Here is a 13,355-nt window from a genome sequence, read left to right as displayed (position 1 = left end):
TGATTTATTTTTGTGGTTCCTATATTCAATTTATGACGCATTTTTTCTCTTCAAATTTTACATTAGGCATCCTTGGTGGTGGACAATTAGGCAAGATGCTTTTGTATGAAACCAGAAAATTCGATATTAAAACTCATGTATTAGACCCTAGTGCTGAAGCTCCATGCAAAATTGCCTGTGATGTATTTAAACAAGGGAGTTTGATGGATTTTGATACCGTATATTCCTTCGGAAAAAAAGTAGATGTTCTTACGTTTGAAATCGAAAACGTAAACATTGAAGCATTAGAAAAATTGGAAAATGAAGGCGTGACTGTATATCCTTCACCCAAAACATTGCGAAATATCAATAATAAATCTATTCAGAAAGAATTTTATAAAAAACACAAAATACCGACGGCTCCTTTTCATATTTTTGATACAATTCAGCAAATAAAGGAGGCTATTTCATCGCAAACAATTGAATTACCCTTTGTATGGAAAAGTAGTACAGGCGGATATGATGGCATGGGTGTAAGTGTTATAAGAACGATTGAAGATTTAAATAAGCTAAAAGATCAATCCTGTATTTGTGAAGATCTAATTCCTTTTAAAAATGAATTAGCAGTGATTGTAGCAAGAAGCCCAAATGGTGAAATTGCGACCTATCCTGTGGTGGAAATGGAATTTCATCCAGAAGCCAACCAAGTAGAATATGTGATTTGTCCTGCTAGAATTGATGAGACTATTGCTGAAAAAGCTAGAAATGTAGCTAAAAATGTTTCTGAAGCATTCCAACATGTTGGTTTACTTGCTGTAGAAATGTTTCAAACAGTAGATGATGAAATTATCATAAATGAAGTGGCTCCAAGACCTCATAATAGTGGACATTACAGTATAGAAGCAAGTTATACGAATCAGTTTGAACAACACTTAAGAGCAATTTTAAACCTGCCTTTAGGAAAAACGGATAGCAAATTGGCTGGTATTATGGTCAATCTTGTTGGAGCTGAAGGACACACAGGAGATGTGGTATATAAAAATATAGAGACTATATTAGCCATGGAAGGTGTAACGCCTCACATTTATGGTAAAAAAGAAACTAGGCCTTTTAGAAAAATGGGACATGTAACTATTGTCAATCAAGATATTGAAAAGGCACATGCTATAGCTGAAAAGGTAAAAGAATCAATTAAAGTGATCAGTAATTAAATAAAAGACTATGAGTAAAGTAGGAGTTATAATGGGAAGCACAAGCGATTTACCTATAATGCAGGAAGCAATCGATATGCTTAAAGGATTTGATATTGAATTTGAAGTAGACATAGTTTCGGCACATCGTACTCCTGAAAAACTTTTTGATTATGGTAAAAATGCGCACGAGAGAGGGTTTTCTGTAATTATTGCGGGAGCTGGCGGTGCGGCTCACTTACCAGGAATGATCGCTTCTTTATCGCCATTACCAGTGATTGGAGTTCCAGTTAAATCTAGAAACTCAATCGATGGATGGGATTCTATATTATCAATTCTACAAATGCCAGGAGGTGTTCCAGTAGCAACTGTTGCTCTCGATGGTGCAAAAAATGCAGGAATCCTTGCAGCACAAATTATAGGTACTAGCGACAAATGTGTACTCGATAAAATTTTAGCTTACAAAGAAGGCTTGAAATTAAAAGTCATTGAAGGAGCAAAAAATCTTAATATTAAATAATAAAGTGCGTTGTCTGCGATCGACCGGACATTTAACACCTAAAAACCAATGAACCCATTACTTTCTCATTTTGAGTACGCTCCATTTTCTAAGATTAAAAACGAGCACTTTTTTCCAGCCATTCAAGAGTTAATTACACAAACTAAAGTTGAAATAGATACGATCGCAAACAATTCTGAAAAGCCAACTTTTAAAAATACGGTCGAAGCATTAGATTATACAGGACTTCAACTGGATAGAGTTACCAGTATTTTTTACAATTTGAACAGTGCTGAAACCAATGATGAAATTCAAAAAATAGCACAAGAGGTTTCTCCATTACTTTCAGATTTCAAAAACGATTTATTGTTAAATGAAGTCTTATTCAATAGAGTAAAAGAGGTTTATAATAAAAAAGACACTTTAGAATTATCTACAGAACAGCAAACACTTCTTGAAAAACAATACAAAGGATTTTCTAGAAATGGCGCCAATCTTTCAGAAGACAAAAAAGAAACCCTACGGACTATTGATACTGAGCTTTCGAAACTGCAACTTACGTTCGGTGAAAATGTGTTAGCAGAAACGAATGCTTTCGAATTGCATCTTTCTGATAAAAACGATTTATCTGGACTACCAGAAGGTGTTATTGAAATGGCAGCAATGACTGCTAAAGAAAAAAACAAAGAAGGTTGGGTTTTCACCCTTGACTATCCAAGTTATGTTCCTTTTGTGACCTATGCAGATTCAAGAGAATTACGTGAAAAAATGTCATTGGCTTTTGGAGCAAAAGCATTTCAAAATAATGAATTCGACAATCAAGAGAACGTTTTAAAAATTGTAAGCCTTCGTCATCAACGTGCTGAATTACTAGGATATTCATCACACGCTCATTTTACATTAGAAGAACGCATGGCAAAAACTTCAGAAAAAGTTATTGATTTCTCTGAAGAATTACTTGAAAAAGCTAAACCAGCTGCTCAAAAAGAATTTAATGAATTAGAGTCCTTTGCAAAAGAACTTGATGGATTAGATCATCTAGAGAAATGGGACGGATCTTATTATTCAGAAAAATTAAAACAGAAATTATTTAGTCTAGATGACGAACAACTAAAACCTTATTTTAAACTTGAGAAGGTAATCAATGGTGTTTTTATAGTGGCTAACAAATTATATGATTTAAATTTTGAAGAAGTTTCTGATATTGACACATACCACGAAGAAGTTAAAACATATCGAGTAACAAATAATGAAGGCGATTTAGTTAGCATATTTTATGCAGACTTTCATCCTAGAGCAGGAAAAAGAGGCGGTGCATGGATGACGTCCTTTAAACCTCAATATATCCAAGATAATACAAACGAAAGACCCCATATTTCTATCGTTTGTAATTTTACAAAACCAACAGAAAGTAAACCTTCATTACTTACATTTAACGAAGTAACTACCTTGTTTCATGAATTTGGCCATGCCTTACATGGAATGCTAGCAGATACTACCTACAAAGGCTTATCGGGCACCAGTGTGTATTGGGATTTTGTTGAACTTCCAAGTCAGATATTAGAAAACTGGTGTTATGAAAAGGAAACCTTAGAACTTTTTGCAACTCATTATCAAACAAATGAAGTTATTCCAATGGAATTGGTTGAAAAAATTAAAGCTTCCGCTGCTTTTCAAGAAGGAATGAAAACGCTACGACAGCTTAGTTTTGGATTATTAGACATGGAGTGGCACAGTAAAGATCCTTCAACTATTGACAGTGTAAAAGCCTTTGAAACACATGCTTTTTCAGAAACAAAATTATTCCCAGAGGTGGAATCAAATTGTATGAGTACTGCGTTCTCACATATTTTTCAGGGAGGATATTCAGCAGGATATTACAGTTACAAATGGGCAGAAGTATTGGATGCTGATGCCTTTGCCTATTTTAAAGAACAGGGTATTTTCAATAAAAAGATTGCAAAAAAGTTTAAAGATTTTGTTCTTTCTCAAGGAGGTACTCAAGATCCAATGGATTTATATGTGAGATTTAGAGGGAAACAACCAAATCCAGAAGCTTTGTTAAAAAGAGCTGGCTTATTGAAAGATTAATAATAAATTAACAAAAAGTCTAATTAAATCTTCCCTATTTTTGTAAAAAAAGAGACTATGCCAAACCATCAACTAAATCCTAAAGTCTGGGTCGATAAATATTCAGACTACATGTTTAATTTTACCATTGTTCGAGTAAGCGATAGTGAAGTTGCAAAGGATTTAATTTCTGAAACTTTCTTGGCTGGATTAAAATCTAAAGACAATTTTAAGGGTGAAGCTAGTGAACGCACTTGGTTGATTTCAATTTTGAAAAGAAAAATTATTGATCATTACCGAAAAATAAATTCTAACAAAGGAAAAGCTGAAGTTAGAATAACGTATAATGATGAAGAGTCTGAAGGAGATTGGCTAGAAGAACGTGTAAGAGACCCTTTTGATAAAACAGCAGAAGACAAAATAGAAAACGAAGAATTAGGTCTAGCTATCTTAAACTGTCTAGGTACTTTAAACGAAAAACAAGCCACTATTTTTAAATTGAAAACGATTGACAATTTTGATACCGAAGCTATTTGTAATGAATATAATATCACGCCGTCTAATCTATGGGTAATTATACATCGGGCAAGGACTGCGATGGCTGAATGTTTAAAAGAAAATTGGTTTTAAAAAATAATATTGACATATGAAATGTAACGATGCAAATCACATCTGTGATAAAACTCAATACAAGGAGTCTAGTTTTTGGGAAAAGATTAAATTAAATTTACATCTACTGTATTGCAGTGTTTGCAGAAAATATTCTGCTAATAATTCGAAGCTTTCAGAAATAATGAATCAATCTAAGATTGAAATAATCAATACTTCAGAGAAAGAAAAAATGAGAGAGCAACTCAAAAAAGAAATGGCTAAATAAATTTCTCAAAAATTAAAATTAATACCCACCAAACAATAGGGATACTTTCCACCCAAAAGGAAGCATAGTATTTCGATTGTTTTTTTTGTGCAAAAATCAGAAATAAAAATAATAGTAACAGCGTAATACCAAAGGTATATAATACAGTTAAATGCAAGTTATTTTTGAAAAATGCTAGCAAAAAACAAATTCCAATTAACATCACTCCTATTCCTTTTGTTTGTATAATTCCTACCCGCTGCGGAAGTGTTCTAAGATAGGAAGGATCCACAGATAAATCTCTTATTTCAAAAGGTAAAATAAGCACTAATACCATCAAAAATCGTTGAATAAAAGAAACCATTAAATCATCGGTAATTTCATTGAATTCATTCAAAAAAGGAATGAGTACCGTAACTCCTGCCCATACTAAAGCCACGATAAAAGTTTTTAAGCTATTAAAATTTCTTAGGCTTTTATTTTTCAGAAAAGGGATTGCATACAATAGGGTTAATAAGCCCAGAACAAATGTAATTACCTGAACGCTAATTGTTAACTGAAATAAAATAAGTATCGTAACCAAGGCTAAAAGAACAATAAATCCTTTAAATAGGGTATGATTTGATCTTACTTTGCTTTGTGAAAATGCAAATAAGGCCACATATTTTATAAAACTATACCCTGTTATGGTTCCGAAGAAAATAAAACACATGAGTGCAATTGAATTTTCAAAATCAAATTCTATCGCAGTAATCATAGCAAAAGTACAAACCGCCAAAGCCACATGAATACTACTATTAATATAAAAATAAAATATTTTTTTTAAGATGTTCATTATGCTAAAATAATGAATTGTTTATAGCTAAATAATTTAGTTAAAAATTGTAATTTCGCTTTTTTAATTTTAATTGCGAACTATGAATACAGATTCTTTTGCTCTTAGACATATAGGTCCTAGAAAAAGCGACTTAAATGATATGCTTACAACAGTTGGTGCCGAATCTATGGACCAATTAATTAACCAAACCGTTCCGGATGATATTAGATTATCTAAAGATCTAAATTTAGCTCCTGCCATGTCAGAGCAGGAATATTTGGAACATAACAATACCTTAGCCTTAAAAAATAAATCATACAAAACTTATATTGGATTAGGATACCATCAATCAATCACTCCTGCTGTTATTCAACGTAATATATTAGAAAATCCAGGTTGGTACACAGCGTATACTCCGTACCAAGCAGAAATTGCACAAGGAAGATTGGAAGCCTTATTGAATTTCCAAACGATGGTATGTGATTTAACTGGAATGGGATTAGCCAATGCTTCATTGTTAGATGAATCTACTGCTGCAGCTGAGGCAATGGCATTATTATTTGCTATTAGAGAACGTGCTCAAAAGAAAGCCAATGTGTCTAAGTTTTTTGTTTCTGAAGAAATTTTACCACAAACACTTTCTTTATTAGAAACCAGATCTCAACCTTTAGGAATTGAATTAGTAATAGGTAATCATGAAACGTTTGATTTCTCTTCTGAATTTTTTGGAGCCATTTTACAATACCCGGGGAAATCTGGAAAAGTATATGATTATAAATCATTTGTTTCAAAAGCAAATGAAGCACAAATAAAAGTAGCTGTTGCTGCAGATATATTAAGTCTTGTAAAGTTAGAAGCACCCGGTAGTTTTGGTGTAGATGTGGTCGTTGGTACCACACAGCGTTTCGGAATACCTTTAGGTTATGGTGGACCTCATGCTGCTTTTTTTGCAACTAAACATGAACATAAACGTCATATCCCAGGACGTATTATAGGAGTAAGTAAAGATACCGACGGTACTACTGCCTTACGTATGGCTTTACAAACTCGTGAGCAGCATATTAAAAGAGATAGAGCCACTTCAAATATTTGTACGGCACAGGTGTTATTAGCTGTTATGGCAGGAATGTATGCTGTATTTCATGGACCGAAAGGACTTGAATACATTGCTAATAAAGTTCATAACTCAACTTTTACTTTAGCTAAAAGATTAGAACAACTAGGATATACTTTAGAAAACGAACTATATTTCGATACGCTTCAAATTAGAGTGGATGCTGAAACTATAAAAAGAGTAGCAGAAAAAAATAACATAAATTTCTATTATCCTTCCAATGATTTGGTGAATATTTCAATAAATGAAACTACTACCATAGAAGACCTTAATGCCATTATAAAACTTTTTACTGAAATCTCTGGAAGCGACTTTAGTGTTATTGATGCCTTAGAAACAAGTGACGTATTGACTTCCGCAGTACTTAGAAAAACAGATTTTCTTAGCAACAAAGTTTTTAACTCCTACCATAGTGAAACAGAGTTGATGCGTTATATTAAAAAATTAGAACGTAAAGATTTATCCTTAAATCATTCTATGATTTCTTTAGGTTCGTGTACGATGAAGTTGAATGCCGCTTCAGAAATGTTGCCACTAAGTAATCCAAATTGGGGAAATGTACATCCTTTTGTTCCTGTGGAACAAGCTGAAGGATACCAAGAAATGCTAAGAAATCTAGAAAATCAGTTAACTGAAATCACTGGTTTTGCAGGTACTTCATTACAACCAAATTCGGGAGCGCAAGGAGAATATGCTGGATTAATGGTGATTAGAGCCTATCATGAATCGAGAGGTGATCATCATCGTAATATTTGTTTAATTCCATCTTCAGCACACGGAACCAATCCTGCAAGTGCGGTGATGGCTGGAATGAAAGTTATTGTAACTAAATCTACTGAAGAAGGAAATATTGACGTAGATGATTTACGTGAAAAAGCAATTTTACACAAAGATAATCTTGCAAGTTTAATGGTAACCTATCCATCGACGCATGGCGTGTATGAATCTGCCATAAAAGAAATCACACAACTTATACATGATAATGGTGGACAAGTGTATATGGATGGTGCCAATATGAATGCACAAGTTGGCTTAACGAATCCAGGTGCGATTGGAGCAGATGTATGTCACTTAAATTTACATAAAACATTTGCCATTCCTCATGGAGGTGGTGGTCCAGGTGTAGGTCCTATTTGTGTGGCGAAACAATTGGTTCCATTTTTACCAAGCAATCCTTTAATCCATACTGGTGGAGAAAGTGCTATTACAGCAATTTCGGCAGCCCCTTGGGGTTCTGCATTGGCCTGTATTATTTCGTACGGTTATATCTGTATGTTAGGCGAAAAAGGACTAAAAAAATCGACTCATTTCGCTATTTTAAATGCGAATTATATAAAAGAACGTTTACACGGTTCGTTTGAGGTATTGTATGCAGGTGAAAAAGGTCGTGCAGCGCATGAAATGATTGTAGACTGTCGTCCATTTAAAGCCAATGGTATTGAAGTAACCGATATTGCCAAACGATTGATAGATTATGGCTTCCACGCTCCTACTGTATCGTTTCCTGTCGCTGGAACCATGATGATAGAGCCTACTGAAAGTGAAAGCAAAGAAGAGTTAGATCGTTTCTGTGATGCGATGCTTTCGATTAGAAAAGAAATTAATCAAGCTACCATAGAAAACCCAAACAATGTCTTAAAAAATTCTCCTCATACCTTAGGGATGTTGACTAATGATACTTGGGAGTTTCCATACAGCAGACAAGAAGCCGCTTATCCCTTGCCGTATGTGAGTGATAATAAGTTTTGGCCGAGTGTACGTCGTGTTGATGATGCCTATGGAGATCGTAATTTAATTTGTACTTGCGATCCTATTGAATCGTATATGGATTAAACTTTAATTCGATACTATTATAAAGCCCTTCAAAAGAAGGGCTTTTTTTTGTTTAACCATTTTTTTTAGTATATTTAAACTCTCTCAAGAGAACATCTTTCCTTTTACTCCCCAGTATTTTTTTATTGAATATTAATTTTTTAAATAAATACTATTATGGGTAATCTTACAGAAAACAGAATCAATCGAATTTTAGATGAAACAGCCATGACCAATGCATTGGCTGCCATTACCAACCTTGAAACAGAATTGCCCGAAGGCTCGCTTGACAATGCTCAGCGCGACAGCTTTAGAATTTACGAACAATACTCCTCTTATTAGGCCCTAGCAAAAACGAAGAAATTAAATTAATAGAAGCACTGTTAAAAACTTTGGAAAGAGTAATTAAAAAATAGAACCATGGAAAAAGTAAAACTCACACCCTTTACTCATAAGGGAGTAACTTGTTTTGGAATTTCATTTGAATATAATGATTCTATAAAACAGAAGGTAAAAAGTATTACAGGGGTTCAATGGAGTGCTAGTAGAAAGACATTTTACATTTTTACTAAAGTAATTACATGGAATGCATTATACACTCAGCTCAACAAAAAAGGAATTTATGTAGATTATAGTCAGATAAAAAATTCTATAGATAAGAAAACTAAACCACCACAAAAGCGCAATTTTAAAAGAGGGCCAAGAAAGATCAGTGATGCTAATAAAGAAGTAATTAGAAACTTCGTTCGATACTTAAAAGGTTTGCGATTAAGCAAAAACACCATAAAAATATATTTTACGTTTGTGGCAGATTTTGTAGAATTTATAGGAGACAAAGAATTTATAGAACTTACCAATAACGAAGTGCGATTATTTGTTGAACATCAAGTAACAACTAAGCATTATGCTATAAGTACCCATCGACAAATGATAAGTGCCCTTAAGCATTTTGGTGCCTTTTTACCTGAAAGCAACCTAATTATTGATGAATTACCACGACCTTCCAGTTCTAATTATCTGCCAACGGTTTTGAGCAAAGAAGAGGTTATTGATATTTTACGAGCTACAAAAAACTTAAAACACAGAGCTGTAATAGCGTTATTATATTCGGCAGGGTTACGTGTAGGAGAACTTATTAATTTACAAATAAGTGCTATTGATGTGGATAGACGTCAGTTATTTATAAAAAATGCAAAAGGAAGAAAAGACAGAGTAGTGATTTTAGCTGAAAGTTTTATTCCTTTATACCTCAATTATATAACGACCTATCAACCACATCAATATTTTATTGAAAGTCCTAAAAAAGGGAAGTACCATGCCAGCAGTATTCGAAGTTTTTTAAAGGGATCATGTAAACGAGCAGGTATTAAAAAAAGGGTAACTCCACATACTTTACGCCATAGTTTTGCAACTCATTTAATTGAAAATGGAGTTGGTTTGCGCTATGTGCAAGATTTGTTAGGGCATAGTAAACCAGAAACGACGATGATATACACCCATGTTGCAAGGAAAGATTTATTAAAAATACAAAGTCCTTTAGACACAGCTTTGCTATCTTTAGTTGAAACTGATAAAAAAGCATCAAATATATCGTTATCGGCGAATAATTTCCGGTGAACGAGTATAAACATAACGATATAACAAGTTGGCAACAAGCTGAAAAACGAACGAATGAAAAACAAAATTTTAATATTGACAATGGGAATTTTAAGTTTATTTTGGAATTGCAAGGATTCAAAAAAGGAAGACTTTAAAGTGAATTATCCGGAAGAGAATTTGGGCGTAATAAAAGCTAAATATTCTGACGGAAGTCTTGCAATTGGAGCTTTTAATAGAGGATATAAAGACTATAAAGAAAAGTCTAACTATCCTTGGAGTTTGAAAATTAATATGGAATTGAATTCTGAAAAATGTAACCCAAATGGACTTCCGTTAGATGATGAAAGTGAATTAGCAAATAAACTTGAAAATGAATTAGTTGAAAACTTATCGAAAATTTCACCTGTTCACAATGTCGGACATTTGTTTAACAGCAATCATTTGGACATTTATCTATACGTTCGGAACAAAAATAAAATAGATGAATGGCTAAAAAGAGAAATCAAAAAAGAAAATTTAATACGCTCTTTTAGTTATGAACTGACTAAGGACAAAAATTGGGAAACAACTGGGAATTTTATGAACGATAAATAAAGCCAGTTGCCAACACCGTATAAAAATAATTGCGGTTTAGTGCTTAATCGAAGGTCGTTGCGTGTTTTTAACGTCTATTTTCCTTCGGAAAATCCTCGCATACAAACCCGCAACTATTCTTATACATCAACGTTGGCAAACATTAAAAAAATCACAAACATGAAACAAACACTATTAATTATTGCCTTATTTATAGGGCTTTCAAATGTAGATGCTCAAACCATAAGGGCGACCACCTCTATTCGTATGTCTGTTGATAGAGAAGATGCCATCTCAAATACTCCCGATCCTGTATGGGCCGGTACTTTAGAAAAGCAAGCTGATGGTATTATTAAAATTTATTTTAGACATTTTTCGATTGGAACTCATGATTTTGTTATCACTACCGGAAGTGATGATGACCACATGATGCACACTTCTTATTTAGGTCTTGGCTATGTAGTTAGATGTGAACTAATCTATCTGAGAGAATCGGGTGTTAGCAATCAATATGAGGGCTTGTATAAATCTGAGGGGGGTAGGTATTATTCTTTACTTGTTAATAAGGTATTTGATTAAATTTTAACTCTTCAATGTGCCCTGCTGGCGAGGGGCACTTATTGCTACAAATTAACACCTAAGAGAAAATTATAAAACCCTAATTAGATAGCTTTTGCTACTTATAATAATCTACGCATTCAACTTATACTTCACCTCTCAAGCATCGGTCAACTCTTGAATAAAGGAACCTTGGTAAATGGGAATGGTACAGTAAATATCTACTCTCCAACTGGAGAACTTATTAGAACTGACAAATACATAAATGGTGAAAAACAAGAATAACATTTGCCAACAACACCTATACGTAATGCCCTTCGGGACACTGCTCATAGCCAAACCGTTACCTACAATTTGAAAAATGAGAACTCTTGAACCAACTTGGAAATTATCGAAAAAACTGATTTTAGAAAATTTTGCTTTTCTTCAATCTGAATTTGACTTCCCAAAATTTAAGAAAAAGTGGTTTAGAGATGAATATTATATCACAACTAAAAAAAATGAAATAGAATTTAGCTGTTTGATTTTTCAAATTTCTTGGAACTCGCCAGAAATTGCAATTATAAATCACTCAGAACCGATTGAATTTAAAGCGGAAATACCAACAAACTATTATCGAATTGATAAATTGGATGAATCTGACCAACTAAAAAAAATAGCAGAAAACGGAATTGAATACATTGAGGAATATGTGAAAAAATGTGCTGAATTATTAAAAGAGAATCCGAATATATTAAACGGAATAACATCTGACTTTAAAACTGAATAAAAAACTGTAGGCAACAACGGCTATAATTCATTGCGGCTGAAATCCCTATCGGAATTTCACACTTATTTGCTATCTTCGTTGTTTAACGGAAAAATCCTATCGGATTTGTCCGCAACGAAATCATAGCCCAAACGTTGTGCGTCATAATCTCATAGCAAAAATAAATAGTAAAAACAAAATATAAAAATAGTGATTAAAATGAAATTAAAGAGTTTTTTAATACTTGTAGGTTTATTGATTTTTTCTGCTAATATTTCAGCACAATCATTTAACGTAGGTCATACCTCAATTACGTTCTATGACAGTAGTAGAAACAGAAATATCGAAACTGAAATATATTATCCTGCTGATAATCCAGGTGAAAATGTCCCAATCGCTTCAGGTAATTTTCCTGTAATTGTTTTTGGTCATGGATTCTTGATGAGTTGGGAGTCTTATGAAAATTTTTGGACGGAATTAGTTCCCAATGGTTATGTGATTTGTTTTCCAACAACTGAAATGACCTTAAGTCCCAGTCATGAAAATTTCGGAATTGACTTAAAGTTTGCGGCTACTCAAATGCAAAATGAAAATAATGATAACTCTTCATTGTTCTTTAACTCTTTGGCTCCTAAAACTGGACTTCTTGGTCATTCTATGGGTGGCGGTGCATCCTTTTTAGCAGCAGAAAATAATTCAACTATAAGTACATTAGTGACTTTCGCAGCCGCTGAAACCAATCCATCAGCTATTTCAGCTTCACTAAATATTACTGTGCCAACGCTTATCTTCTCGGGAGATGATGATTGCGTAACACCTCCTGAAGAAAACCAAACCCTCATGTACAATGAATTGGCCTCAAATTGTAAAACTCATATTAGCATAATAGATGGTGGTCATTGTTATTTTGCTGATGATAATTTCAATTGTTCTTTTGGTGAATCATTCTGCAACCCAACTTTAGATATTACAAGGGAGGAACAGCAATTAATAACTATCAATTTTTTGGAACTATGGCTGGATTATTCCTTATATGATAATATAAATGCTTTCAATGATTTTGATGATTTATTACAATCTTCAACACAAACAAATTTCACTCAGTTCTGCGACCTACTTACAGTTCAAGATATTAGTGAGCAAAATAGCATTAAAATATATCCAAACCCTGTAATTGATAAATTAAATCTACACATACCAATTGAACATATAGATGGTATACTAACAATTTATAACTTGGTTGGACAACAAGTATATCAAAGCTTAATAACAAACATTAATAATCAAATAGATATATCAAATTATCCGAGCGGACCTTTTTTTATTGTGTACAATAAAGATTCAATAATGCAGTACAATAAAATTATTAAAATAGATCGTTAGTTAGAATAATTACAACGCACAACACCGTGTATAATTAATTGCTAGTTCTAGCTTACTTACGAAAACCCTCTCGGACTTTCTTGGTCGGTAATTATTTACAAAATTAGTTGCTTGAAACACGCAACAAACCATATACGTGATCGTTACAAATAATTTC

General features: G+C 33.3%; 13 protein-coding genes. 12 read left to right on the top strand and 1 reads right to left on the bottom strand.

Features of this window, described 5'->3' with window-relative positions; all coding sequences use genetic code 11:
* Positions 1–32: 32 nt before the first annotated feature.
* The 5 genes from ABXT64_RS10370 to ABXT64_RS10350 are packed head-to-tail and all read left to right on the top strand — an operon-like array spanning position 33 to position 4,615.
* A complete protein-coding gene (locus ABXT64_RS10370; protein ID WP_443632859.1) occupies positions 33–1,190 on the top strand; it encodes a 5-(carboxyamino)imidazole ribonucleotide synthase in 1,158 nt (385 codons plus the stop codon).
* Between the two features lie 10 nt (positions 1,191–1,200).
* On the top strand, positions 1,201–1,689 hold the full coding sequence (gene purE / locus ABXT64_RS10365; RefSeq protein ID WP_443632858.1) for a 5-(carboxyamino)imidazole ribonucleotide mutase: 489 nt from the start codon (positions 1,201–1,203) through the stop codon (positions 1,687–1,689).
* A 48-nt stretch (positions 1,690–1,737) separates the two neighbouring features.
* Positions 1,738–3,759, top strand: coding sequence for a M3 family metallopeptidase (locus ABXT64_RS10360; RefSeq protein WP_443632857.1), 2,022 nt, complete (start codon positions 1,738–1,740; stop codon positions 3,757–3,759).
* Positions 3,760–3,816: 57 nt separating this feature from the next.
* Entirely contained in the window at positions 3,817–4,368 is a 552-nt protein-coding gene (locus ABXT64_RS10355; protein ID WP_443632856.1) for a sigma-70 family RNA polymerase sigma factor, read from the top strand.
* Positions 4,369–4,384: 16 nt separating this feature from the next.
* Complete coding sequence (locus ABXT64_RS10350) at positions 4,385–4,615, top strand: hypothetical protein (RefSeq protein ID WP_443632855.1); 231 nt, start codon at positions 4,385–4,387, stop codon at positions 4,613–4,615.
* Here the strand turns inward: ABXT64_RS10350 and ABXT64_RS10345 are convergent.
* On the bottom strand, positions 4,608–5,429 hold the full coding sequence (locus tag ABXT64_RS10345; protein ID WP_443632854.1) for a hypothetical protein: 822 nt from the start codon (positions 5,427–5,429) through the stop codon (positions 4,608–4,610). The genes ABXT64_RS10350 and ABXT64_RS10345 overlap by 8 nt on opposite strands.
* An 82-nt stretch (positions 5,430–5,511) precedes the next feature.
* On the opposite strand from ABXT64_RS10345, the gene gcvP reads away from it, so the two are divergent.
* The 7 genes from gcvP (at position 5,512) to ABXT64_RS10310 (ending at position 13,198) form a co-directional block, all read left to right on the top strand.
* Positions 5,512–8,358 carry an aminomethyl-transferring glycine dehydrogenase gene (gcvP, locus tag ABXT64_RS10340; RefSeq protein WP_443632853.1) on the top strand — a complete coding sequence of 949 codons (2,847 nt, stop codon included), beginning with the start codon at positions 5,512–5,514 and terminating at the stop codon, positions 8,356–8,358.
* A 156-nt stretch (positions 8,359–8,514) separates the two neighbouring features.
* Complete coding sequence (locus tag ABXT64_RS10335) at positions 8,515–8,679, top strand: hypothetical protein (protein ID WP_443632852.1); 165 nt, start codon at positions 8,515–8,517, stop codon at positions 8,677–8,679.
* Positions 8,680–8,757: 78 nt separating this feature from the next.
* Positions 8,758–9,954 carry a tyrosine-type recombinase/integrase gene (locus ABXT64_RS10330; protein WP_443632851.1) on the top strand — a complete coding sequence of 399 codons (1,197 nt, stop codon included), beginning with the start codon at positions 8,758–8,760 and terminating at the stop codon, positions 9,952–9,954.
* Between the two features lie 54 nt (positions 9,955–10,008).
* On the top strand, positions 10,009–10,530 hold the full coding sequence (locus ABXT64_RS10325) for a DUF695 domain-containing protein (RefSeq protein ID WP_443632850.1): 522 nt from the start codon (positions 10,009–10,011) through the stop codon (positions 10,528–10,530).
* Between the two features lie 159 nt (positions 10,531–10,689).
* A complete protein-coding gene (locus ABXT64_RS10320) occupies positions 10,690–11,088 on the top strand; it encodes a hypothetical protein (RefSeq protein WP_443632849.1) in 399 nt (132 codons plus the stop codon).
* A 340-nt stretch (positions 11,089–11,428) separates the two neighbouring features.
* Positions 11,429–11,836, top strand: a complete 408-nt coding sequence (locus tag ABXT64_RS10315) for a hypothetical protein (protein WP_443632848.1) — start codon at positions 11,429–11,431, stop codon at positions 11,834–11,836.
* Positions 11,837–12,034: 198 nt separating this feature from the next.
* A complete protein-coding gene (locus ABXT64_RS10310; RefSeq protein WP_443632847.1) occupies positions 12,035–13,198 on the top strand; it encodes a poly(ethylene terephthalate) hydrolase family protein in 1,164 nt (387 codons plus the stop codon).
* Positions 13,199–13,355: the final 157 nt, after the last annotated feature.

Origin of the sequence: Candidatus Marifrigoribacter sp. Uisw_064 (assembly GCF_047730175.1) — a bacterium.
GTDB lineage: Bacteria > Bacteroidota > Bacteroidia > Flavobacteriales > Flavobacteriaceae > Marifrigoribacter.
The sequence above is the reverse complement of the archived record's forward strand: the minus strand, read 5'-3'. Positions and strand labels throughout refer to the sequence as shown.